This window comes from Micromonospora sp. NPDC049048 (genome assembly GCF_043197615.1).
Lineage (GTDB): Bacteria > Actinomycetota > Actinomycetes > Mycobacteriales > Micromonosporaceae > Micromonospora.
Genome location: NZ_JBICTM010000007.1, coordinates 402,614 through 425,495, shown reverse-complemented (window position 1 = coordinate 425,495; position 22,882 = coordinate 402,614). Strand labels below are relative to the sequence as shown.

Here is a 22,882-nt window from a genome sequence, read left to right as displayed (position 1 = left end):
GAGACGACACCGTGACCACCGAGCTGGACCAGCGTGAAGACGGCGAACTGATCGGGATCATCCTCAAGGCGGCACACTGCCGGGACTTCGACACCATGGCGCGTACCGCGGCCGAGGTCTCCGAGATGACCCGCAACTGGGCCACCCACATCCCGTGGGACGACCTCGCGTCGCTCGACGGCGCCGACGACGAGCTGGCCCAGGTGGTCGCCGACCTCACCGAGATGTGGGAGCCAGCCCACCTGCGCAACCCCGTCGACCCCGACGAGGAGTACGCCCTGGACAAGAACGCGTACGACTTCTATCGGCCCGCCGGCCGCAACCTGCTGACCCGCACCGAGGACTTCTACGGCTGGGTGCAGGCCCGCCGACGCACGGAGACGTGGCAGTACTCCCGGGTGCTGGAGGCCGCACCGGACAGCGTCGCCCAGATCACCAACGACCTGGGCCGGCGGGCCCGCGGCATCAACTTCAACTCGCAGGACTACCTGTCGTTCAACACCCACCCGGCGATCCGGGAGGCGGCGGCCAGGGCGATGCACGACTACGGGCCGCACAGCGCCGGCTCGCCGATGGTGCTCGGCAACACCCGCATCTCCGACGAGCTGGAGGCTGCCCTCGGCGACCTGGTCGGGCTCGACCACGTGACGCTCTTTCCGACCGGCTGGGCGGCCGGCTTCGGCGCGGTCGTCGGTCTGGTCCGGCAGTCCGACCACGTCCTGATCGACCGGCTGGCCCACTCCTGCCTCCAGCAGGGGGCACGGGCGGCCACCCGGAACGTGGTCCGCTACGAGCACCTCAACGTCGAGGCGGTACGCCGGCACCTGAGCGAGATCCGGGCCACGGACACCCGCAACGGCATCCTGGTGGTCACCGACGGGCTCTTCTCGGTGGACGCGGACTGGCCGGACCTCGTCGCCCTGCAACGCGCCTGCCGGGAACACGACGCCACGCTGCTGGTCGACGTGGCGCACGACCTGGGCTCGATGGGCCCCGGCGGCACGGGCGTGCTGGGGATGCAGAACCTGCTCGGCAGCGTCGACATCGTAATGGGCGCCTTCTCCAAGACGTTCTGCTCCAACGGTGGCTTCGTGGCGTCCAACTCGCCGGCGTTGAAGCAGTACATCAAGATGTTCGGCGGCTCGCACTTCTTCTCCAACGCGCTGTCACCGGTGCAGACCGCCGTGGTGCGGGAGGCCGCCAGGATTATCCGGTCGGCCGAGGGGGACGAGCTGCGGGCCCGCCTCTTCACCGCGATCCACGCCCTGCGCGACGAGCTGACCGGCCGGGGCCTGACCTGCATGGGCGAGCCGTCACCGATCGTGCCACTGCTGATCGGCAACGAGAAGCTGGCGCGGACGGCCAACCGCCTGCTCTTCGACCGGGGGGTGCTGGCGTTCATGGTCGAGTTCCCGGTGACCCCGACCGGCTCGTCCCGGTTCCGGCTCCAGGTGCAGGCCGGGCACCGGCCCGAGGAGGCCCGCGAGGCGGCGCGGATCATCGAGGGCGCCATCGCCGACTCCCGGGCGTACCTCTCCAGCGCCTTCGGTAGCGCTCCCCACTGACGGGACGGCGTTGACCGGGGACAGAGCCGAATCGACACGCTTGCGCGCGACTTCGGCGGCGGGTCAGGCGGTGCCGGGCGGGCCGGCAGCACCCTCAGGAGATGACCGGGTTGCCGCGGATGCCGCCGTCCGCGCAGGGCCAGGGTCCGGCGGCGAGCGGTGCCAACCCGACGTCGCGGAAGACGAGCAGATCGTTGTCGATCGCGAACGCGATGGTGCCGTCGTCGAGGAGAAGGACCCTGCTCAGGACGGCCCGGTCGTCGTCGGGGATGTGGAACAGGTCGCGCTGGTGAAGGTCCACGTCGACGGAGCGGAGTGAGCCGTCGCGCCAGAACACCGCCGTCCCGTGGGCGTCGAGGGCGGGATAGCTCGTGTGGTAGCCGGGGAGGGCGGGCCCGCCGCGCATCGATCCGTCAGGGTTGAGGATCCGGAATCTCGACCGGGACGGCGTCACGTTCTCAGATTCGGGACCGCGGATCACGCCGTGCTGGTCGACGAGCATCTGGCCATGGCTGGGCCACGTCTGTGTCGCCTGGCCGTCGCGGTCGTACAGGGTGCTGGAGAACGCGCCGTAGCCTTGGGCGCCGACGAGGAAACGGCCGGTCCCGGCGATGGCCTTGCGGTTCCTGCTGTGGGGTGACCGAACGTGTCATCCGCGCGATCTCCGGCGCCAGCACCGTGCCGTCTCCCTCGCCCGTGCGGCGTCAGCTGCCGTGCACGCAGAACTCGTTGCCGTCGGGGTCGGCCAGCACGACGGTGCCGTCCGCGTCGACCTCGATCCGGGTGGCCCCGAGGGAGACCAGCCGGTCGACTTCGGACCGCTGGTCGACGCCGACCGGGGTGAGTTCGAGGCGCTGCCGGTTCCGTACCTCTTTCGGGGCCAGGGGTGGGCCTCCCCACGCGACCTTCGTCCCGCCGCGCGGTGACTGGATCGCGGTCTCCTGGTCCTGGTCCCACACCAACGGCCAGCCCAGCGCCTCGCTCCAGAAGAGGCCGACCTCCCGGGTGCCGTCGCAGGCGAGTTCCCCGAGCGGGCCGCACCCGGCGAGGTACGCGTTGCCCGCCTCGATCACGCAGAACTCGTTGCCCTCGGGGTCGGCCAGGACGACGTGCCCCTCCTCGGGGCGCTGCCCGACGTCGAGGTGGCTGCCGCCCAGCCTCAGCGCCGTGGCGACCGTGTTCCGTTGGTCGTCGTGGCTGGCGCTGGTCAGGTGAAGGTGCATCCGGCGGTACGGCCCCGGCTGCTCGGGGTGGCCCGGGACGAACCGGAGGCTGAGCTGGCCGTCTTCGCCGGGGAGGAGGGCGTCGTCGGTGCCCTCGACGACCTGCCGACCGAGCATGTCGGCCCAGAACCGCGCCAGGCGGGCCACGTCGTGCGCATCGAATGTCGCGGTGAGCAGGCGAGAGATCACCGCTTCACAGTAGGCAGGGGCCAGTGGGGCGACAAGGCGATTACCCGGGCACCGACGAGGTCACCTGACGGGCGACCCGCCGTCGACCGGGATGGTGTGGCCGTGGATGAAGGACGCGTCGTCGCTCGCGAGGAAGCAGACCGTCCGGGCCACCTCGTGGGGTTCGCCGTATCGACCCGCGGGGGCCTGCATGGTCAGGTCGTAGAACGGGAAGTCGCTGGTGATCTCCGCGCCCTCGAACGCCGCGGTCTTGATGACGCCCGGCCCGATGCCCACCGCGCGGATGCCCCGGTGGCCGTAGTCGTAGGCGATCTGCTTGGTCAGCCCGATCACGCCGTGCTTGGCCGTGGTGTATTCGGCCCCGACCTCGCTGGCGACCAGACCGGAGGCCGACGAAACGTTGATCACGACGCCGCTCCCGCGCTCCAGCATGTGCGGAAGCGTGGCCTTCGTCGCGAGGAAGACGCCCTTGAGGTCGACCTCCATGACGCGTTCCCACTGGTTGGTCTCGATCTCGAGCAGCGGGAGGTAGGCCCCGAAGACGCCGGCGTTGTTCACCAGCACGTCGATGTGGCCGTACGCGTCGAGGGCGGCGCTCACCATGCCGTTGACGGAGTCCTCGTCGGTGACGTCTGCCGCCACCCCGGTCGCGTCGCCTCCGGCGTCACGGATCCGGTTGACGGTCGCGTCGGCGCGTTCCAGGGAGAGGTCGGACACGACGACCTTGGCGCCTTCCTTCGCGAGCTCCACGCACATGGATTGGCCGAGACCGGAACCGATCTGATCGGGGCTGTATCCGCCGCCCGTCACGAGCACGACCTTGTCTGTCAGTCCACGCACGCTCGATCTCCCGTCCGGAGAGGAAACTGTCCTGGTGATCGTTCGACAACTGTCGGACTGGCCGGGCGACGAAGCCGCCGCTGCGCGGGGCACCTGCGTGGGTGGTCCGGATCGCAAGTTGTGCCCGTGATTCGAATCTAGCGCCGTGGCCGCGGACGTTCACCGGGTTTGCCCGATGCACTCGAAGATCGTCCGGCTTCCGGGCCGCGCGCAGGTCACCGTCGCCACCGGTAACCGGGCCCGCGTCGACGAGCCGCGGCGGCGAACACCTCCGGCGGCTCAGGCTCCCGAGGCCCGGATCCGACCGGTCGGTGCCGGCCTCGGCACGCCTGTCCGGCTACACCGAGTCGACCGCGCGCAGCCGGGCGACGCCTGTGCCAGTCGGCGGGCGCGCGAGGGCTCTCCCGGAACCGGCCGACGGGGCCTGAACAGGACATCGTCGCCGGTCAGGCCGTGAATCGGACCAGTGACGCCGGTCGCGAAGTACCCGCGAAGAAAACTTGAATGATTCCAGAAGAGTGGACTATGTTGGTCGCGTGGCGCCCGACTTCGAGACTCAGTTGCGGGCGGTCTCGTTGCGCGTGACCCGGCCCCGGTTGGCGGTGCTCGCCGCGCTGCGCGACCACCCGCACGTCGACACCGAGACCGTGATCGCGCTGGTGCGGGCGGAACAACCCACCGTCTCCCACCAGGCGATCTACGATGTGCTGCGTGCGCTCACCGACGCCGGTCTGGTGCGCCGCATCCAGCCGGCCGGTGCGACCGCCCGCTACGAGTCCCGGGTGGGGGACAACCACCACCATGTCGTGTGCCGCTCCTGCGGCGCGATCGCCGATGTCGACTGCGCCGTCGGCGATGCTCCCTGTCTCACCGCCTCCGACTGCCACGGCTTCGTGGTCGACGAGGCGGAGGTCGTGTACTGGGGCACGTGCCCCGACTGCGCGACCGAACGCACCTCCCAGTGGTCCGCCAGGTTGGAAGGAAACAGATGAGCGACACCCAGGACAACCGTCCCTCGAGCGCGCAGGGCGTGGACAAGAAGGCGGCAGCCGGCTGCCCGGTCGCGCACGACTCGGTCACCGCGCACGGCAGCGAGAGCGAGAACCCTGCTATCGACTCGCCGACGCCGAAGACCGGAGGTCGTCCGCGTACCAACCGCGACTGGTGGCCCAACCAGATCGACCTCTCGGTGCTGCACGCCCACTCGTCCAAGGCGAATCCGCTGGGCGCGGACTTCAGCTACGCCCGGGAGTTCGCCAAGCTCGACGTCGAGGCCCTGAAGCGGGACATCGTCGAGGTCCTGACCACCTCGCAGGACTGGTGGCCGGCCGACTTCGGCCACTACGGCGGCCTGATGATCCGGATGAGCTGGCACGCCGCGGGCACCTACCGCATCCACGACGGTCGCGGCGGCGCCGGCGACGGTGGGCAGCGGTTCGCCCCGCTCAACAGCTGGCCGGACAACGCCAACCTCGACAAGGCCCGCCGTCTGCTGTGGCCGGTCAAGCAGAAGTATGGCCAGCAGATCTCGTGGGCCGACCTGCTCGTGCTCGCCGGCAACGTCGCGCTGGAGTCGATGGGCTTCAAGACCTTCGGCTTCGCCTTCGGCCGGGAGGACGTCTGGGAACCGGAGGAGATCTTCTGGGGCCCGGAGGACACCTGGCTCGGCGACGAGCGCTACGTCTCCGAGAAGGAGATGGCGCCGGAGGTCGGGGCGACCGAGATGGGTCTGATCTACGTCAACCCGGAGGGCCCGAACGGTAACGCGGACCCGCTGGCGGCGGCCCACTTCATCCGCGAGACCTTCGCCCGGATGGCGATGAACGACGAGGAGACCGTCGCCCTCATCGCCGGCGGCCACACCTTCGGCAAGACCCACGGCGCCGGCGTCGCCGACGACCACGTGGGGCCTGAGCCCGAGGCCGCCCCGCTGGAGGCGCAGGGCCTGGGCTGGCTGAGCACCTACGGCAGCGGCAAGGGCGGGGACACGATCACCAGCGGTCTCGAGGTGACGTGGACCGACGTGCCGACGCAGTGGAGCAACCGGTTCTTCGAGATCCTCTTCGGCTACGAGTGGGAGCTGACCACCAGCCCCGGTGGCGCGAAGCAGTGGGTCGCCAAGGACGCCGAGGCGATCATCCCGGACGCCCACGACCCGTCGAAGAAGCACAAGCCGACGATGCTCACGACCGACCTGTCGCTGCGCTTCGACCCGGCGTACGAGAAGGTCTCCCGCCGTTTCCTGGAGAACCCGGACGAGTTCGCGCTGGCGTTCGCCAAGGCCTGGTACAAGCTGCTGCACCGCGACATGGGCCCGGTCAGCCGCTTCCTCGGGCCGTGGGTTCCCGAGGCCCAGCTGTGGCAGGACCCGGTGCCGGCCGTCGACCACGAGCTCGTGGGTGACGCCGACGTCGCCGCCCTCAAGGCGAAGGTCCTGGAGTCCGGCCTCACGACCGCCCAGCTCGTCTCCACCGCCTGGGCCTCGGCCGCCAGCTTCCGCTCCACGGACAAGCGCGGTGGCGCCAACGGCGCCCGGATCCGGCTCGAGCCGCAGCGCAGCTGGGAGGTCAACCAGCCCGAGCAGCTCGCGACGGTGCTGAAGACCCTGGAGGGCATCCAGCAGGAGTTCAACTCCGCCGGCGGTGCGAAGATCTCGCTCGCCGACCTGATCGTGCTGGCCGGCTCGGCCGCCGTCGAGAAGGCGGCGCGTGACGCCGGCGTCGACGTGACCGTGCCGTTCCACCCGGGCCGCACCGACGCCAGCCAGGAGCAGACCGACGTCGAGTCCTTCCGGGTCCTCGAGCCGCGTGCCGACGGGTTCCGCAACTACCTGCGCGCCGGCGAGAAGACCCAGCCCGAGGTGCTGCTGCTCGACCGTGCCTACATGCTCAACCTGACCGCGCCCGAGATGACCGTCCTCGTCGGCGGTCTGCGTTCCCTCGGGGCCAACGTCGGCGGCACGCGGCACGGCGTCCTCACCGACAAGCCGGGCGTGCTCACCAACGACTTCTTCGCCAACCTGCTCTCCCCGGGCACCCGGTGGAAGGCGTCGGAGTCCGACGAGCACGTGTACGAGATCCGGGACCTGGCCACCGACGAGGTCAAGTGGACCGCCACCGCGGTCGACCTCGTCTTCGGCTCCAACTCCCAGCTGCGGGCCCTCGCCGAGGTCTACGCCAGCCAGGACGCGCGCGACAAGTTCGTCACCGACTTCGTCGCCGCCTGGACCAAGGTCATGGAACTGGACCGGTTCGACCTCGCCTGAGCCGGCACCAACCGACGAGCCCCGGTCGATCCGTCGCGGTCGACCGGGGCTCGCCCCTTCCCGGATCCGGTCACGGGGCGGGGTCGACGAGAGGGCCCTCGTCGCGGGACAGCCGGATGAGCAGCTCGCGCAGGCGCGCCGCGTCAGCCGGGTCCGTACCGCCGTCGTAGAGGCTGGCCACGGCGGCGCCGTCGGCGGCCAGGGTGATGAGCCGCGCGCGTTCCGGGTCCAGGCCGTCGGCCTCCAGGGCCTCGTTCCAGCTCCGGTTGTCCTCCCGGAGAAGCTCGGCCACGCCCGGTACGCCGGCCAGCGAGGCGGCCAGGACGACGTGCTCCGAAACGGTCGACCCGTCGCCCAGACCGTCGAGGCTCGCCCTGACGTAGGCACGCACCAGCCGGCCCCGGGCGTGGTCGCGCGGATCGACGGCGGCGTGCACGGCGGCGGTGAACTGCTCCGCCAGGTCGCGGGCCAGTTCCAGCAGGAGCTGCTCCCTGCTGCGGAAGTGGTGCAGCAGCCCGCCCTTGGAAACCCCGGCGGTACGGGCGATGAGCTCCAGACTGACGCCCGCACCGTGTGTGACGACGGCGCGGGCGGCGGCGTCCAGCACCACCCGGCGCGTCCTGGCGGTGTCCCGCTCGCGAGCCGGCATGCCGGTGTCCTCCCGTTCTGGGCTGGCGACGCGCCGGAGGGGTGTCGGGCGCATCACCACCTTAGCCGACCAGACGGCTTGCACAGCCGACCATTTGGTTCGTAGCGTGGCGGCATGAGCATCGCGCACGTGGCACCCGAACCCGTCGGCGCCGCCGACGGGCGTGCCGGATTCCGGCAGTGGGCCGCCCTGGCCGCATTGACCCTGGCCGTCACGCTGCTGGCCGTCGACGGCACCGTGCTGGCACTGGCCGTGCCCGCGCTGGTCGTGGAGCTGCAACCCACCGCCACGCAGTTGCTCTGGATCGGCGACGCCTACTCGTTCGCCCTGGCCGGCCTGCTGATCAGCATGGGCACCCTGGCCGACCGCATCGGGCGCCGGCGGCTCCTGCTGATCGGCGTCACCGGCTTCGGCGCCGCGTCGCTGCTGGCGGCCTTCGCGCCCAGCGCCGGCTGGCTGATCGCCGCCCGGGTCCTGCTCGGTGTGGCGGGCGCGACGCTCATGCCCTCGACGCTGTCGCTCGTGCGCAACATCTTCACGGAGGCACGCCAGCGCACCCGCGCCATCGCCGTCTGGTCGGCCGGCGCCTCCGGTGGCGCCGCACTCGGCCCGCTGGTCGGCGGCGCCCTGCTGGAGCACTACTGGTGGGGCTCCGTCTTCGTGATCAATGTTCCGATCATGCTGCTGGTGCTGATCGGCGTCGCCGTTCTGGTGCCCGAGTCGCGCGACCCGCGTCCCGGGCGCTTCGACCTGCTCAGCGCGCTGCTGTCCGTGGCGGCGATCGTGGCCCTGGTCTGGGCCGTCAAGCACACCGCCAAGGCCGGCGTCGATCCGGCCGGCGTCAGCGCGGTCCTGGCCGGCCTCGTCGGCGGGGTGCTGTTCGTACGCCGCCAGCGCCGCCTGGCTGCCCCCCTCGTGGACGTCACGCTGTTCGCCCGTCCGGTCTTCACCGGCACCGTCGTCGCCAGCCTGATCGCCATCTTCGCCTTCAGCGGCCTGCTGTTCTTCTTCTCCCAGTACCTCCAGCTCGTCCGTGGCTACTCGCCGCTGCAGGCCGGTCTCCGGGAGTTGCCGCTGACGCTGGCGTCCATCGCGGTCGTCGCCATCGCCGCCGCCGTACTCACCCGCCTCGGCGTCGGCCGCGCACTCAGCGTCGCGCTGCTGACCGCCGGCGCCGGCATGATCATCTTGGCGATCGGCGAGGGCTACGCCGGCTACGCGCCGCTGGCCTTGGGCCTGGTCGTCATCGGCCTGGGTGTCGGCCTCGCCTTCACCGCCGCCACCGACGCGGTGCTCGGCGCGGTGCCGAAGGACCGGGCCGGCTCCGCCTCCGCCATCTCCGAGATGGCGTACGAACTCGGCGTCGCCCTGGGCATCGCGCTGCTCGGCACCCTGCACACCGTCCTGTACCGGTCGGCCCTGCCCGACCTGTCGGCCCTGCCCGGCCGGACGGGCGACGCCGTGCATGAGTCACTGGCCACCGCCGGGCACGCCCTGGCCGGCAGCGGGCAGCAGGGTGCCGCCATCCTGGCCGCCGCCCGGGACGCGTTCGTCCACGCCATGCAGTCGACCTCGCTCATCGCCGCGGTCCTGCTGGTCGCGGCCGGCGTGATCGCCTGGAAGCTCGTACCGTCATCCCGCGACTCGTAGCGCGGCGCGAGGGCGACCGGGACGGCGGTGCGGGGCTGACCGGCGTCGACCGCCCACTTCCGAGGGCGCGTTGGCGGTGTTCGGGGACATGGTCGCCGACGGCGGGCGGCACCGGCCACTCACCGACGAGACGTCCCCGCCGCCGAACTCGCCAGGCGGGCGGCGCCCACCCTGGCCGCCCCGGAGGTCACCAACGCGCGCGGGGACTGACCCCTCCGGCCGTCCGGGATAGGGTTCGCGTCGTGCCCTCGCGAACTGACACGCGGATGAGTCCGGACTGGACACCGGCCATGCCGTCCGGTGGCCGCCGATGACCGACCTGCGACACGCCGACGACGTCGCCCACGCGATCGCCTCAGCGGCCCTGGGTCGCGACGTCGGCCCCATGACCGCCGTCGGCAGCCTCTCACACCACGTCTTCGTCGGCGCGGACGTCGTGTTGAAGATCATCGACGCGGCCGGCCACTCGCGGCTGGACCGGGAGATAGCCCTCGCGCTCCACCTGCCCGCCGGCATCACGGCCCCGCTGCTCGACAGCGGGCTGCACGAGCTGGAGGCCAGGAAGGTCCGGTACGCCTGCTACGCCCGCGTACCGGGGGCGACTCCCGGCATGGGCATGCCCGGCGTGGACGAGTCGACCGCGCGCCGGTTGGCGGAGCAGGCCGTCGAGCGGCTGCACCGGCTGCACGCCTGGACGCCCGCGGCCCAGGCCCGGACGACGCTGGAGGAGACCCTCGAACACGGCGGGCTCGTCAGCCAGGCCGCGCTCCTCGCCGAGCTGGAGAACCTCGCCGCCCTGGACCGCGACGGCATCGTCCCTCGCCAGGTGCTCGACGGCCTGACGGCGATCGCGGAGCGCGCACCGTCGCACGCGCGCGCGGACGTCCCGGTGCACGCGGACTGTCACTGGGGGAACTGGCTCGTCCACGACCGGCAGGTGACGGCGCTGCTGGACTTCGAGTGGGCGCGCTTCGGCGAGCCGATGGACGACTGGTTCTTCCTGGTCCGGTTCAGCGGTCCGCACACGGAGGCCGTCCTCGACGTCGTCGCCGGCGCGACGAGCATCTCGCCGACCACCCTGCGCCGCGAGTGCGAGGTGCGCGAGGCGAGCTACCTCGCGTCGGACCTCCGCGTCGCGCTCGAACGCCCGGGCACCCCCGCACGGCTGATCGCCCAGAACATCCGTGACCTCGAGGAACTCGTCGTCGAACGCTTCTGGTGGCGCCACGCCCCGTAGCCGGCGTCGAGCATTGCCGCACTCGTCCCGTCCGCCGCCGACCGCGTCCTCGCGCAGCCTGACGCCGGCCGTGTCGACCCGCGTCAACGGTGCCGACCGGCCGAAACTCGCGGGCGGACGCGGGACGTTCCGTGCCACCATGATCCACAACAGCCGACAGTCGACTGTGGATTGGATTTGGTGATCATGAAGAGAGTGTTCTCGACCCTGATGGCGCTGGTGACCGTCGCGTCGGTCCTGGTGATCGGCGCACCCGCCGCCCAGGCGGCCGGCTCCTGCTCGGGCACGATCATCTACAGCCAGGTGCAGTCCTCGGGCTACGGCGAACTGGTGATCTACTACAACAGCAGCAACGGGGGCACCAACAGCGCCTGCTTCTACCATCGCGGCGCGGCCTACGGGAAGTCGGCGCCCACCTTCGTGCAGATCTACCGCTGCGCCGAGCGCTCGGGCGAGGGCGCGCACTGCACCCGCTCGGGCAGCGCGGACACCGATTCGGGCGACTTCAGCTACCACGCCGGCCCGGTCGGCGTCACCGGCACGGACTCCTACTGCGTCGAGGCGGTCGGCTACATCGGGTGGGCCGGCCAGCGCCACCAGATCTACAGCCGTCGGCAGGGCTGCTGACGCACCGCCCGGCCCGCGGGCCGGGTGCCGGCTGCGGCCCAAGGGGCACTTCCGAGACGGGAGTGCCCCTTCGCCGTTCCCGGCAGCCGCGCGCGGCTAGCCGCGCTTGTCCCACCGGTCGGCGTCGGGGAGGGCCAGCAGCTGTACGAGGTCGCGCAGCTCGGCGGACGCGCCGTGTTCCCGCAGCACGGCCGGCGCGTGCCGCAGCACCCACATCGACAGCGCGAGGCACGCCGTGTCCTCCCCGTCCCGCCAGCTCGACCAGGGCAGCCGGTCGACGACCAGGTCGTACATCCACTCGTCGACCGCCGCGGCCAGCCGCCGACGCGCAGTCGGATCGGCCAGCAGGCGCGCCCACGTGTCCAGCCACGGGGCGAGCTGCCCGGTGACCTCGGCGACGAAGGCCAGTGCCTCGTGGGCGGGGACCTTCGCCCCGGGAACGACCAGGGTGTGCTGCCACCAGGCCGTCAGGAACTCCCGCACGGCGTCGCGTTGCGCGGCGGGCCAGTCCTGCCAGCGGCCCTTGACGAACAGGCGGGCCAGGGGGTCCATTCCGGAGGCGGAGTCCTCCTCGCCTGCCGCGAGGCGTCGGGTCACCGGGGGCAGGATGCGGCGCAGCAGAGGCCCCGGGTAGTGCCAGTCCGTCGTCCAGTACGTGCGGCGGAGCAGGTCCTCGTCGAGCGGCGCGTCCGGGGTCTTGAGCAGCGCCAACTCCTCGGCGCTGCCCCAGTGGCACGCGCAGTTGGACTCCCGCTGGTGGGCGGTCATGCCCTGGAAGGTGGCGGCCACGCCGGCCAGCGCCGCGTCCAGGCGGCGGCTCACGTCGGTCGGATCAGGGGTCACGGCGGGGCCGCCTTCGAGGACTCCGGGGCGTACGCCTGCCGAAGAGAGGGATCCTAGACCGCGTCGCGGGCGGGTCGTCCGCCAGCCTGGCGGGCCCTTGCCGTCAAGGATTGAATGGTGGTTCAATCCTTGCGTGGTCTACCGGAGCACCGAGCGCGTGAAGGCCCGGCTGAGCGCGTCCCGGGAACGGATCATCGCCGCCGCGCTGGAGCTCATGGCCGAGCACGGCTACGCCGGCTGCTCCGTCGCCGCCGTCGCCGAGCGGGCCGGGATGGCCACGGGCAGCGTCTACCGGCACTTTCCCACCAAGGCCGACCTGGTCGCCGAGGTGTTCCGCACGGCCTCGCAGCGGGAGGTCGACGCGGTGGCGCGCGCGGCGGCGCTGGAGGGCACCGTCGCCGAGCGGGTCACCGCCGTCATCGAGACGTTCTCCGGCCGGGCGCTGCGCTCGCCCCGGTTGGCGTACGCGCTGCTCGCCGAGCCGGCCGACCCGGCGGTCGACGCCGAGCGGCTCGTCTTCCGTCGCGCGTACGCCGAGCTGATCGCCGGCCACGTCGCGCAGGGGGTGGCGAGCGGCGAGCTTCCCCCGCAGGATCCCGAGCTGACCGCCACCGCGTTGGTCGGCGCCCTGGCCGAGGCGATGGTCGGCCCCCTGGCCGCCGGGGTCGCCGGCCCCCGCACCATTCCGCACCTGATCACGTTCCTCCACCGCGCGCTGGGAGTGTCGCCGTGACGACGCACGAGGTCCTCAACCAGGTTCCGCCGCTGGTCGGTCACGACACGGCCGACGACGCGGCACTGCTCGACGGGCTCGACCGCGAGGGCGCCGGCTGGGCCGCCGCCGAGCTGCACGAGCTGGGCCGCCTCGGCGGGGGCGAGCAGGCGATTGAGCAGGGGCGGCTGGCCAACGAGCACCCGCCGATCCTGCGGACCCACGACCGGCACGGTCACCGCGTCGACGAGGTGGAGTTCCACCCGGCCTGGCACGAGCTGATGCGTACCGCGGTCACGCACGGCCTGCACGCCGCACCGTGGGCGGACGACCGGCCCGGCGCGCACGTGGCGCGGGCCGCCAAGTTCTACACCTGGCGTCCCGACGCCGGGCACGGCTGCCCGATCTCGATGACCTACGCCGCCGTGCCGGCGCTGCGGCACGCCCCGGAGCTGGCCGCGCGCTACGAGCCGCTGCTCACCGCCACGTCGTACGACTTCGGACTGCGTGCGCCGCTGGGCAAGCGAGGGCTGCTGGCCGGCATGTCGATGACGGAGAAGCAGGGCGGCTCGGACGTACGCGCCAACACCACCACCGCCCGCCCCGAGCCCGACGGCACCTACCGGCTGCTCGGGCACAAGTGGTTCACGTCGGCGCCGATGTGCGACGTCTTCCTCACCCTCGCCCAGGCCCCGGGCGGGCTCACCTGCTTCCTCGTCCCGCGCGTCCTGCCCGACGGCACGCGCAACCCGATGCGGCTGATGCGCCTCAAGGACAAGCTCGGCAACCGCTCCAACGCCTCGGCCGAGATCGAGTACGAGCACGCGGTCGCCTGGCGGGTCGGTGACGAGGGCCGCGGCGTGCGGACCATCATCGACATGGTCAACCTCACCCGACTCGACTGCGTCATCGGCGCGGCGGCCGGCATGCGCCAGGGCGTGATCACGGCCGCCCACCACGCCGCCCACCGGCAGGCCTTCGGCCGGTACCTCGCCGATCAGCCCCTGATGCGCAACGTGCTCGCCGACCTCGCGGTCGAGTCCGAGGCCGCCACCGTCCTGATGATGCGGCTCGCCGGGGCGACCGACCGGTCCGCGCGCGGCGACAAGGGCGAGAGCGCGTTCAAGCGACTCGCCCTCGCCGTCGGCAAGTACTGGGTCTGCAAGCGCTGGCCGGGGCACGCCGCCGAGGCCCTCGAATGCCTGGGCGGCAACGGCTACGTCGAGGAGTCGGGCATGCCGAGGCTGTTCCGCGAGTCCCCGCTGAACTCGATCTGGGAGGGCTCCGGCAACGTCGCCGCGCTGGACGTGTTGCGCGCCCTCGCCAGGGAACCCGAGGTGCTGGAGGCGTTCCGCGCCGAGGTGGGCGCCGCCGCCGGCGCCGACGCCCGGCTCGACGCCGCCGTGCGCCAGGTGCAGGCCGACCTGTCCGACCCCGACGACGTCGAACTGCGGGCCCGCCGCGTCGTCGAGCGGCTCGCCCTGGTCCTGCAGGGCTCGCTGCTGGTGCGGCACGGCCACCCCGCCGTCGCCGACGCCTTCTGCGCCTCGCGCCTCGGCGGCGACCACGGCCAGGCGTACGGCACGCTGCCGCGCGGCGTCGACTTCGCCGCGATCATCTCCCGTGCCGTACCGAAGGTGGGCTGACCGGACGCGTCGCGCGTCTCCCGATCCTTCGCCGGTCGCAAATCCGTCTTCTGCCGGCCGGAAATCCGTAGGCCGAACGTCGGTGCCGGTCGTTAGTCTCCCTGCGGACACTGCTCGCCACGGTCAGGTCCAGGCACGGCCGCGCGCCGGCCGACAACGGGGACTTCAGGAGAATTCGTGACACAGCAATCCATCGCGACCTCAGACAAGCTCGACGCGTCGGTACTCAAGGTGGCCGGGGTCGTCGTCCTCGGCGCGATCATGTCCATCCTCGACGTGACGGTCGTCACCGTCGCCCTGCCGACGTTCCAGCGCGAGTTCGACGCCTCGTACGCCGAGGTCGCCTGGACGATGACCGCCTACACGCTCGCACTGGCCACGGTGATCCCGCTCAGCGGCTGGGCCGCCGACCGGTTCGGCACCAAGCGGCTCTACATGATCGCCCTGGCGCTGTTCACGATCGGGTCGGGGCTGTGCGCCAGCGCCGACACGATCGGGCAGCTCATCGGCTTCCGCGTGCTCCAGGGCCTCGGCGGCGGCATGCTCCTGCCGCTGGGCATGACGATCATGACCCGGGCGGCCGGGCCGCACCGCATCGGCCGGCTGATGGCCGTCCTCGGCATCCCGATGCTGCTCGGCCCCATCGGAGGGCCGATCCTCGGAGGCTGGCTCATCGACGTCGCGAGCTGGCACTGGATCTTCCTGATCAACCTGCCGATCGGCGCCGTGGCGCTCGTCTACGCCGCCCTGGCACTGCCGAAGGACAACCCCGAGCCCTCCGAGTCGTTCGACTTCCTCGGCATGCTGATGCTCTCGCCGGGACTCGCCCTCTTCCTCTACGGCGTCTCCTCGCTGCCCGAGACCGGCACGTTCGCCGACGCCGAGGTGTGGGCGCCCATGCTGGTCGGCGGCCTGCTCCTGGTCGCCTTCGTCCGGTACTCCTTCACCACCCGGCACCCCCTGCTCGACCTGCGGCTGTTCGCCAACCGCAACCTCACCATCGCGACGGTGACCATGTTCGTGTTCATCATCGCGTTCATGGGTGCCGGTCTGCTGTTCCCCAGCTACTTCCTCCAGATCCGCGGCGAGACGACGCTGGCCGCCGGCCTGCTGATGGCGCCGCAGGGCATCGGCGCGATGATGACCATGCCGGTGGCCGGGATGCTGGCCGACCGGGTCCCCGTCGGCCGTACCGTGCCGTTCGCGCTGGCGCTCATCGCCCTCGGGTTCTTCACCTTCACCCAGATCGACCCGCAGACGTCGTACGTGCTGCTCTGCGGGTCGCTGTTCGTCATGGGCCTGGGCATGGGCGGCACCATGATGCCGATCATGACCTCGGCGCTGAAGACCCTGAAGGCCCACGACGTGGCACGCGGCTCCACGCTGGTGAACATCCTCCAGCAGATCGGCGGATCCGTCGGCGCCGCGACGATGTCGGTGATCCTCACCAGCGAGCTGAACGGCTCGCGGCCGATCCCCGGGGCGACCGACCCGAGCGGTGCACCGGTGACCGAGGCCGGCCTCGCGATCGCCGTCCAGCAGCAGCCGGAGCTCACCAGGCAGTTCCCGGTTGACCCGTCGCTCATCGAGCGCGGCCTCGACTTCGCCGCCGACTCCTTCGCCACCACGTTCTGGGTGGCGTTCGCGTTGGTGCTGGTCACGTTCATCCCGGCCGCGTTCCTGCCCCGCCGGCGCGAGCCGTCGCACCTGCTCGACGACCAGCAGGCGGGGCAGGCGAAGCCTCCCGTCATCATCCACTGAGGCGGCACCCGGGCCCCGGCAGCGCAACCGAGGGCCCGGGTGGCACCCGGTGGGCTGGGCTGCCCCGTGACGAACCGGCCCGGCGAGCCTCCCGCGAGCCGCGGCGACGCCGCCGGGCGGGACGGGGCAGTCAGCGCTGCCGTGGTGCTCGGGTCTGCTCGTCGTGGCTGCCGTCGTAGCCGGCGGCCTGGAGGGCGAACAGTTCGGCGTACCGGCCGCCGGCGGCGACGAGTTCGGCGTGGCTGCCCGCCTCCACCAGCGCGCCGTCGTGCAGGACGAAGATCCGGTCGGCGTGCCGGACGTTGGCCAGCCGGTGGGTGATGAGGATGGTGGTCGCCCGGCCCTGCCGGTCCCGGATGGCCTGGAACAGGGCGTCCTCGGCGCGTGGGTCGAGGGCGGAGGACGGCTCGTCCATGACCAGCAGTTCGGCGTCACGGAGGAAGCCCCGGGCGGCCGTGATGCGCTGCCACTGGCCGCCGGAGAGGTCCTGGCCCTTCGCGAACGTCCGGTCGAGCAGCGTCTCGTACCCGTGGGGCAGCTCCTGGATCATGTCGTGGGCGACGGCGCGGGCGGCGGCGGCCTCGATCCGGTCCTGCCGGGCCTCGCTCTCGACGTCGCCGACGGCGATGTTCGTCGCGGCCGTGAACGGCCACTTGTGGTATTCCTGCGTGACCACGGCGATGCGGGCCCGCAGACCGTTCAGGTTACACTCCGACAGGGGACGACCGTTCCAGCAAATGACGCCGTCGGTGGGGGCGCGGAGGGTGGCGATCATCGCGGCGAGGGTCGACTTGCCGGAACCGTTCTCGCCCACGAAGGCCACCGTCTGGCCCGCCGTGATCGTCAGCGTCACGCCGTCGACGGCGGGGGTGTGCCGGTCGGGATAGCACAGGCTGACCTTGCGCACCGCCAGCTCGTGCAGGGGGCCGGGATCGGCCTCCGCGACGGGGCCGGGCAGGTAGGCGGCGGCGCGGGTCATGAACCCGGTGTAGTCGCTGAAGTGCTGGCCCTCGGTGTAGACGCGGTCCATCTGGAAGGTGACGATGGCCAGCGAGCGTTGCGCGGACTGCACCGCGACCACGCAGGTCGCCGCCGCCGCGAGCGGGATCTGACCGTCGATGAGCAGCAACCCGAGCAGGACGTAGACCACGGCGGTGGCGATCCCGCCGATCATCGCCCCGACCGTGGTGGTTGTGGTGACCCGGCGGGCGAGGGCCAGCTCGATGTCGGTCTCCACCTCCATCACCCGGTCGTACTGGTCCAGCAGGAACCGGCGCAGCCCGTAGGAGCGCAGCTCCGGCGCCGAGGCCCGCTCGGCCATCAGCCGGTGCAGCAGCCACAGCCGCCGTCGCCGCACCGAGCCGGCCGTGTAGGTGCGGTACCGCAGGTGCCCGGCCCGCAGCGACGCCCAGGCCTTGGGCAGCGTCGCGACCAGCAGCGCCAGCAGCAGCAACGGGTGGATGACGACGACGGCGACCGCCACGGCGAGCAGGCCGGCCAGCCCGGCGAGCAGGTTCATCGACGACTCCACGAGGGCGACCGTCGACTCGGTGCCGCGCGAGGCCCGCTCCATGTCGTCGGCGAACGCGTCGGCGTCGAACGCCTCCAGCCGTACCGCCGTGGAGACCTCGAACAGACCGCGCTCCACCTCCCGGCTCACCCGCGGCGTGAGGCCGTTCTGCGCGTACCCGGTGGCGATGCCCATGCCGGCGCGTAGCGCGGTCGCCCCCGCCAGCACGGCGAGCGCGGGCATCGCGGCGATCACCTTGTCCGCCGTCGGGCCCCCGGCGAACAGCTCCACGAGCACCCGCTGGGTGGCCAGCAGCCCGAAGGCGGCCATGATCCCGCCGCCGAGCGTCGCGGCGGCCACCACCGAGGTGCGGAGCCGATCGGCCCGCCAACTGGTCCGCACCGCCGTCCAGACGAGCCGGGGCAGTTCGGCGAACACGGCGAACAGCCCGGCCTCCGCCCGGGCCAGCATTCCTGTCTCCCAGAACATGGTCCGCAGCTCCGGCAGGACCGGCTCCGCCGGTGTCTGCGGTTGCGGCGTGGTGTCCCGTTCGGTGCGGGTGGCGGCTCCGGTCACGGGCGGTCTCCTCGCTGCGCGGTGACGTGGTCGTCGGTCGCGACCGGGGTGTGACAGGCGGGCGGCGGGAACACCTCCGCCACCACGTCGTCAACCCGCAGCGTTCGACCAACTACCAATAGTCACCGTCGGTGGCCCGCCGGTCCATCCCCCGTTGCAGGGAAGATGGTTCGGTTCCCGGCTGGCCGCCCAGCGCCGGAGGGGTACGCGCCCGTTCACGCCGCCCTGGTCTGCTCGCGCGTCGGCTCGTCCGAGGCGCTGCCACGGCGTGCGGCGACGAAGCCGAAGGCGGCGGCGGTGAAGAACATCAGGATGCCGTAGATGGCCGCCGGCATGCCGATGTCGGTGTTGTCGAGCAGGGCCGGGCTGAGCGCGATCGTGATGGCCAGGGTGGCGTTGTGGACGCCGATCTCGAACGACGACGCGACGGAATCCCGGTGCCCGACGCGCAGCAGGCGGGGCGCCGCGTACCCGATGGCCAGGCTGAGCAGGTTGAACAGCAGGGCGATGAGGCCGACCGCGCCGATGGTGGCGGCGAGTTCGTCCTTGACGCCGAGCACCGCGCCGATGATCACGACGACGAGGACCACGATGGAGAGGATCTTCACCGGTCGCTGCATGCGTTCGGCGAACCCGGGCCGTCGCTGGCGGATGACCATGCCGATCACGATCGGGATGAGCACCAGGGCGAAGACCTGGAGCACCTTGTCGAACTGGAGGCCGAGCGAGCTGTCCGAGCCCATGAACGCGGCGACGGAGAGGTTGACGATCAGGGGCAGCGTGAACAGGGCGAGCACCGAGTTGATGGCGGTCAGGGTGACGTTGAGCGCGACGTTGCCCTTGAACAGGTGGCTGTAGAGGCTGGCGGTGCTGCCGCCGGGGGAGGCGGCGAGCAGCATCATGCCGACCGCCAGTTCCGGGCGCAGGTCGGCGGCGAGCACCAGGCCCAGACAGACGGCCGGCAGGACCAGCATCTGGCAGACCAGGGAGACGACGACGGCCCGGGGGTAGGCGACGACGCGGCGGAAGTCGGCCACGGTGAGGGTGAGGCCGAGGCCGAGCATCACGATGCCCAGCGCGACCGGGAAAAGCACGAGCGACAGACCGGTACTCACGGTGCGGGGCCTCCTGATCGCGGTACGCCAGGGATCACCGGATCCTCACACCATGACGGTGCGCTCGCATCTTGCAATGTGCGAAGACCACCGTCAATGGGCCGTTCGCCCGCCCCGCACGCGCCGGCCGGGGGTGGCAGGGCCGGCGCGTGCGGGGCGGGTCAGAAGGGCCAGCGGCCGCGCGTACCCGCCTCGACGAGCGGGATCATCGCGAACGCGGCGTCGGACAGCCCGCCGTACGTGTGCCGGTCACCGGTCGTCGGTGTGTGCCCGACCCGGTAGCCGGCCAGGTTCCACGTGTACACGGGGACCCGCGCTGGCACGGCGGCCGCGACGTCCCCCGCGCCGTGCGCGTACGCCTGCTCGTCGGTCAGGACGACCACCCGGTCGTGCCGGTCGTAGTGCCGGCGGATCGCGCCCTCGGTGTCGGTCCCGCCACCGTGGAAGTGGCCGTCGTCCTTGAACCGCCGTACCGCCCCCAGCACCGACTCGCCCGCGACGGTCGGGAACACCGTGGTGTGGTGGGAGAAGGAGACCACGGTCGCGTCCTGCGCCCGGGCGGCCAGCGCGAGGCCGAACACGGCGGCGGCGTCCCAGCGGAGCAGCGTGCCGTCCCGGCTGAACGAGGCGGCCATCGATCCCGAGGTGTCGATCAGGATCAGGGTCCGCGCGTCCAGGGCGGGGACGTTCGCCAGCGCGTGCTGCAACGCCTGCTCCAACGGGTACGCCCACCGCAGGCTCGGCGCCGCGTTGTACGCCGACAGGTACCTCATCGGCAGCACGCGTGACCGGGCGACCTCGCCGGGATCGGCCAGCCTCGCCGCCACCGTCGCCGCGACGTCGTCGCCGACGCCCGCCCGGTCGAAGTTGCGCAGGTTGCGCAGCAGCGCCAGGTAGCCCATGGTCGGGATGACCGCTTCCCACGCCGTGGCGTCCATCGCGCTCTGCCGCCAGCCCGCGAGGGACTCCCAGGTCATGCCCGCCGCGTCCAGCACCGCCGGATCGGTGACCGCTCCGCGCCGCTCGACCGGCAAACCCATCAGTTCGGCCCGCGCCGCCAGCACCGTCAGGGACGCGGGCAGCGGGTTGTCGCGCCGGTGCCGGCGGTCCAACGCGTGCCGGAACAGGTCGCCCTGCCGCTCGTCCCTGGCCCTCGGGTGGGTCAGGTCGATGACGTCGCCGAAGCGCACCGCGCTGCCGTCGGCGTCGTACCTGAGCAGGCTGCGCTCGTGGTACAGCCGCACCGCCGCGTCGGCGATGCCCCGCTTGACCGGCTTGGGCATCGTCCGGCCGTGCCGCCCCAGCCAGTACGCGACGGCCTCGCCCGGCTCGTCGGCCCGCTGCAACGCCGAGTCCACCACCGCCCGGGAGCCCGGGACGCCGGCCGCGACCTGTGCGCGGGCACCCTCCAGGGCGGCCACGACGGACGCCGTACGCACCATCGCGCCGGTGCGCAGCCAGCGTACGAACCGGGCGAACCAGTCGGGATCGGCGACGGCGACGGCGGCGACCAACTCGCGGAACCGCGCGTCCCGCTCGGCGGCGCCCTCGTAGAAGGTGTCCTCGCCGACCATGTGCGACACGCCCAACAGGAACAGCTCGGCGCGTGGCTCGCGGACGAAACCGGGCGCGCCCTCGGCGGTCAGGACCCGACCGGCCCCCGCCTGGCTGCTGCGTACCTTGAGGTTGAACCTGGCCATCGCGTCCCCCACGCAACAGGCGGGCGGACACGACCCACCCCGGCACCCGAGACCGAGCCGGCGGCGGATGTCCGCCGTGCGCACCCCCCGTGGGTGGCCGGCGGTGAGACCCCATGGGGGACCCGGGAAGCAACCGTCGCCTGCGCACCGGGTGCCGGTGCGGTCGCGCCTCCCGAGATCAGAGCGGCAACGGAGACTGGCCCTCGCGGGCCAAGGTGACCTGGGCTGCTGGTCGACACCGCCAGCCGGCGGCGGCGGGATTTGCACCCGCGTCTCCCCGTGGGAAGCGGAAGTAGCCGTTGCCTACGCACCGGGAGGTGCGCGACGACGCTAAGCGGTCCTCGCGTACGCCGGCAAGCCACTTTCGTGCGCGCCGCGACGGCCCGGTGTCCGCCCGGCCTGCTTCGGGGCGCTGCGGGCCCGGCTGTCGCCGCCGCCCCGCCCGGCCGGTCGTGCCGGGGCCGGGCGGGGCGGCGGCGAGGTGTCGTCACCCCGGGCAGAGTTCTTCGTCAGACGCGCGACCACTTCTGGTTGGCGTCGCCGGTGCAGTCCCACAGCTGGAGCTTGCCCCCGTTGTTGGGGTTGCGGTCCCGTACGTCGACGCAGCGGTTCGCGCTCAGGTTGACCAGGTCGCCGGCGGCGTTGAGCGTGAAGCGTTGCGCCGGGTTGCCGTTGCAGGTGACGAGGTTGACCTCGGTGCCGTTCGCCGTGCCGGCCCAGGCCGGGTCCATGCACTTGCCCATCGCGCGGACGGTGCCGTCGGCGGCGAACGTCCAGGCCTGCGCGACGGTGCCGTTGCAGTCCCAGATCTGCAGCTTGGCCCCGTCGACCGGGTCGGCGCTGGGGATGTCGATGCAGCGCCCGCTGAGCGCGCCCCTGATCGCGGTGGTGCCCGGCGGGTTGCCGCCCGAGGTGTAGCCCGAGACGCGTACGTAGTCGACGAGCATCTGCTGCGGGAACTGCGTGGAGGCGTCGGGGTAGCCGGGCCAGTTCCCGCCCACCGCCACGTTGAGGAGCATGAAGAACGGGTGGTCGAACACCCACCGGTTGCCGCCGAGCCGACCCGGGTCGACCCGGTGGTACTCGACGCCGTCGAGGTACCAGATGATGGAGTTCGGTTCCCAGTCCACCCGGTAGGTGTGGAAGGCGTCGGCGAGCGGGGCGCCGATGGTGCGGCTGCCGGTGATGCCGCCGCCACCCGAGTAGCCGGGGCCGTGGATGGTGCCGTAGACGGTGTTGGGCTCCCGGCCGATGTTCTCCATGATGTCGATCTCGCCCGCGTTCGGCCAGCCCACGCTGCCCATGTCGTTGCCCAGCATCCAGAACGCCGGCCAGATGCCCTGGCCGCGCGGGATCTTGATGCGGGCCTCGAAGCGGCCGTACGCCTGGGTGAACGTCGCCGCCGTCAGCAGCCGGGCCGAGGTGTACTCGCACCGACCGTAGTGGCACTGGTAGTTGGCGGGGTTCTCCCGGCGGGCGGTGATGACCAGGTTGCCCTGGCCGTCGTGCACGGCGTTGCTCGTGCTGTTCGTGTAGTACTGCCGCTCGTTGTTGCCCCAGCCGCCACCGCCGATGTCGAAGCGCCACTTGCTCTGGTCGACGGGCGTGCCGGCGGCGGCGTTGAACTCGTCCTGCCAGGTGATTCCCCCGATGGCGGCCTGGGCCGGTTCGGGGTCGACCGGCACGGCGAGGGCCGCCGTGGCGCCGATGATCGCGGTCGCGGCGAGGGCGAGCGCCCACGGCCGTCGACGGGTACGGACTCTGAACATGGCGG

18 protein-coding genes are annotated in these 22,882 nt (G+C 72.0%); 9 read left to right on the top strand and 9 right to left on the bottom strand.

Annotated elements, in window-relative coordinates; genetic code table 11:
• Positions 1–11: 11 nt before the first annotated feature.
• Positions 12–1,565: an aminotransferase class I/II-fold pyridoxal phosphate-dependent enzyme gene (locus ACGFIG_RS23865; RefSeq protein ID WP_393006284.1), complete on the top strand. Its 1,554-nt coding sequence runs from the start codon at positions 12–14 to the stop codon at positions 1,563–1,565.
• Between the two features lie 94 nt (positions 1,566–1,659).
• On the opposite strand, the gene ACGFIG_RS23860 is transcribed toward ACGFIG_RS23865, so the two are convergent.
• The 3 genes from ACGFIG_RS23860 to ACGFIG_RS23850 all read right to left on the bottom strand — a co-directional run bounded on the left by ACGFIG_RS23860 (position 1,660) and on the right by ACGFIG_RS23850 (position 3,817).
• The gene (locus tag ACGFIG_RS23860; protein WP_393006282.1) at positions 1,660–2,067 is read right to left on the bottom strand and encodes a hypothetical protein; all 408 of its coding nucleotides are present in this window, start codon (positions 2,065–2,067) and stop codon (positions 1,660–1,662) included.
• A 202-nt stretch (positions 2,068–2,269) separates the two neighbouring features.
• Positions 2,270–2,977, bottom strand: coding sequence for a VOC family protein (locus tag ACGFIG_RS23855; protein ID WP_393006280.1), 708 nt, complete (start codon positions 2,975–2,977; stop codon positions 2,270–2,272).
• 60 nt (positions 2,978–3,037) lie between these two features.
• On the bottom strand, positions 3,038–3,817 hold the full coding sequence (locus ACGFIG_RS23850) for an SDR family NAD(P)-dependent oxidoreductase (protein WP_393006278.1): 780 nt from the start codon (positions 3,815–3,817) through the stop codon (positions 3,038–3,040).
• 536 nt (positions 3,818–4,353) lie between these two features.
• On the opposite strand from ACGFIG_RS23850, the gene ACGFIG_RS23845 reads away from it, so the two are divergent.
• Both ACGFIG_RS23845 and katG read left to right on the top strand, forming a co-directional pair.
• The gene (locus ACGFIG_RS23845) at positions 4,354–4,809 is read left to right on the top strand and encodes a Fur family transcriptional regulator (protein WP_393006276.1); all 456 of its coding nucleotides are present in this window, start codon (positions 4,354–4,356) and stop codon (positions 4,807–4,809) included.
• Complete coding sequence (katG, locus tag ACGFIG_RS23840) at positions 4,806–7,082, top strand: catalase/peroxidase HPI (protein WP_393006274.1); 2,277 nt, start codon at positions 4,806–4,808, stop codon at positions 7,080–7,082. The genes ACGFIG_RS23845 and katG overlap by 4 nt, the downstream gene beginning before the upstream one ends.
• Positions 7,083–7,152: 70 nt before the next feature.
• Here katG and ACGFIG_RS23835 read toward each other — a convergent pair whose 3' ends face one another.
• On the bottom strand, positions 7,153–7,731 hold the full coding sequence (locus ACGFIG_RS23835) for a TetR family transcriptional regulator (protein ID WP_393006272.1): 579 nt from the start codon (positions 7,729–7,731) through the stop codon (positions 7,153–7,155).
• Between the two features lie 114 nt (positions 7,732–7,845).
• Between ACGFIG_RS23835 and ACGFIG_RS23830 the strand changes: the two genes are divergently transcribed.
• From ACGFIG_RS23830 to ACGFIG_RS23820, 3 genes are all read left to right on the top strand, one after another.
• The gene (locus ACGFIG_RS23830; protein WP_393006270.1) at positions 7,846–9,381 is read left to right on the top strand and encodes an MFS transporter; all 1,536 of its coding nucleotides are present in this window, start codon (positions 7,846–7,848) and stop codon (positions 9,379–9,381) included.
• A gap of 310 nt (positions 9,382–9,691) precedes the next feature.
• Entirely contained in the window at positions 9,692–10,618 is a 927-nt protein-coding gene (locus tag ACGFIG_RS23825; protein WP_393006268.1) for a phosphotransferase family protein, read from the top strand.
• 186 nt (positions 10,619–10,804) lie between these two features.
• Positions 10,805–11,245, top strand: coding sequence for a hypothetical protein (locus ACGFIG_RS23820; protein ID WP_393006266.1), 441 nt, complete (start codon positions 10,805–10,807; stop codon positions 11,243–11,245).
• Positions 11,246–11,341: 96 nt separating this feature from the next.
• Here ACGFIG_RS23820 and ACGFIG_RS23815 read toward each other — a convergent pair whose 3' ends face one another.
• On the bottom strand, positions 11,342–12,088 hold the full coding sequence (locus ACGFIG_RS23815; RefSeq protein WP_393006264.1) for a hypothetical protein: 747 nt from the start codon (positions 12,086–12,088) through the stop codon (positions 11,342–11,344).
• A gap of 133 nt (positions 12,089–12,221) precedes the next feature.
• Between ACGFIG_RS23815 and ACGFIG_RS23810 the strand changes: the two genes are divergently transcribed.
• The 3 genes from ACGFIG_RS23810 to ACGFIG_RS23800 all read left to right on the top strand — a co-directional run bounded on the left by ACGFIG_RS23810 (position 12,222) and on the right by ACGFIG_RS23800 (position 16,207).
• Positions 12,222–12,821: a TetR/AcrR family transcriptional regulator gene (locus tag ACGFIG_RS23810; protein ID WP_393006262.1), complete on the top strand. Its 600-nt coding sequence runs from the start codon at positions 12,222–12,224 to the stop codon at positions 12,819–12,821.
• The gene (locus ACGFIG_RS23805; protein WP_393006260.1) at positions 12,818–14,446 is read left to right on the top strand and encodes an acyl-CoA dehydrogenase family protein; all 1,629 of its coding nucleotides are present in this window, start codon (positions 12,818–12,820) and stop codon (positions 14,444–14,446) included. The genes ACGFIG_RS23810 and ACGFIG_RS23805 overlap by 4 nt, the downstream gene beginning before the upstream one ends.
• A 177-nt stretch (positions 14,447–14,623) precedes the next feature.
• A complete protein-coding gene (locus ACGFIG_RS23800; RefSeq protein WP_393006258.1) occupies positions 14,624–16,207 on the top strand; it encodes a DHA2 family efflux MFS transporter permease subunit in 1,584 nt (527 codons plus the stop codon).
• A gap of 130 nt (positions 16,208–16,337) precedes the next feature.
• Here the strand turns inward: ACGFIG_RS23800 and ACGFIG_RS23795 are convergent, their stop codons facing one another.
• The 4 genes from ACGFIG_RS23795 to ACGFIG_RS23780 all read right to left on the bottom strand — a co-directional run bounded on the left by ACGFIG_RS23795 (position 16,338) and on the right by ACGFIG_RS23780 (position 22,877).
• Positions 16,338–18,224: an ATP-binding cassette domain-containing protein gene (locus ACGFIG_RS23795; protein ID WP_393006334.1), complete on the bottom strand. Its 1,887-nt coding sequence runs from the start codon at positions 18,222–18,224 to the stop codon at positions 16,338–16,340.
• A gap of 284 nt (positions 18,225–18,508) precedes the next feature.
• A complete protein-coding gene (locus ACGFIG_RS23790) occupies positions 18,509–19,408 on the bottom strand; it encodes a bile acid:sodium symporter family protein (protein ID WP_393006256.1) in 900 nt (299 codons plus the stop codon).
• Positions 19,409–19,569: 161 nt separating this feature from the next.
• The gene (locus ACGFIG_RS23785; protein ID WP_393006254.1) at positions 19,570–21,108 is read right to left on the bottom strand and encodes a TROVE domain-containing protein; all 1,539 of its coding nucleotides are present in this window, start codon (positions 21,106–21,108) and stop codon (positions 19,570–19,572) included.
• 509 nt (positions 21,109–21,617) lie between these two features.
• Positions 21,618–22,877, bottom strand: coding sequence for a family 16 glycosylhydrolase (locus ACGFIG_RS23780; protein WP_393006252.1), 1,260 nt, complete (start codon positions 22,875–22,877; stop codon positions 21,618–21,620).
• Between the last annotated feature and the right edge of the window lie 5 nt (positions 22,878–22,882).

Bases quoted from the DNA above. Each gene is read 5' to 3' on its own strand.
- ACGFIG_RS23860 (WP_393006282.1), bottom strand. From the start codon at position 2,067: ATGCTCGTCGACCAGCACGGCGTGATCCGCGGTCCCGAATCTGAGAAC.
- katG (WP_393006274.1), top strand. From the start codon at position 4,806: ATGAGCGACACCCAGGACAACCGTCCCTCGAGCGCGCAGGGCGTGGAC.
- ACGFIG_RS23835 (WP_393006272.1), bottom strand. From the start codon at position 7,731: ATGCCGGCTCGCGAGCGGGACACCGCCAGGACGCGCCGGGTGGTGCTG.
- ACGFIG_RS23830 (WP_393006270.1), top strand. From the start codon at position 7,846: ATGAGCATCGCGCACGTGGCACCCGAACCCGTCGGCGCCGCCGACGGG.
- ACGFIG_RS23825 (WP_393006268.1), top strand. From the start codon at position 9,692: ATGACCGACCTGCGACACGCCGACGACGTCGCCCACGCGATCGCCTCA.
- ACGFIG_RS23820 (WP_393006266.1), top strand. From the start codon at position 10,805: ATGAAGAGAGTGTTCTCGACCCTGATGGCGCTGGTGACCGTCGCGTCG.
- ACGFIG_RS23785 (WP_393006254.1), bottom strand. From the start codon at position 21,108: ATGGCCAGGTTCAACCTCAAGGTACGCAGCAGCCAGGCGGGGGCCGGT.
- ACGFIG_RS23780 (WP_393006252.1), bottom strand. From the start codon at position 22,877: ATGTTCAGAGTCCGTACCCGTCGACGGCCGTGGGCGCTCGCCCTCGCC.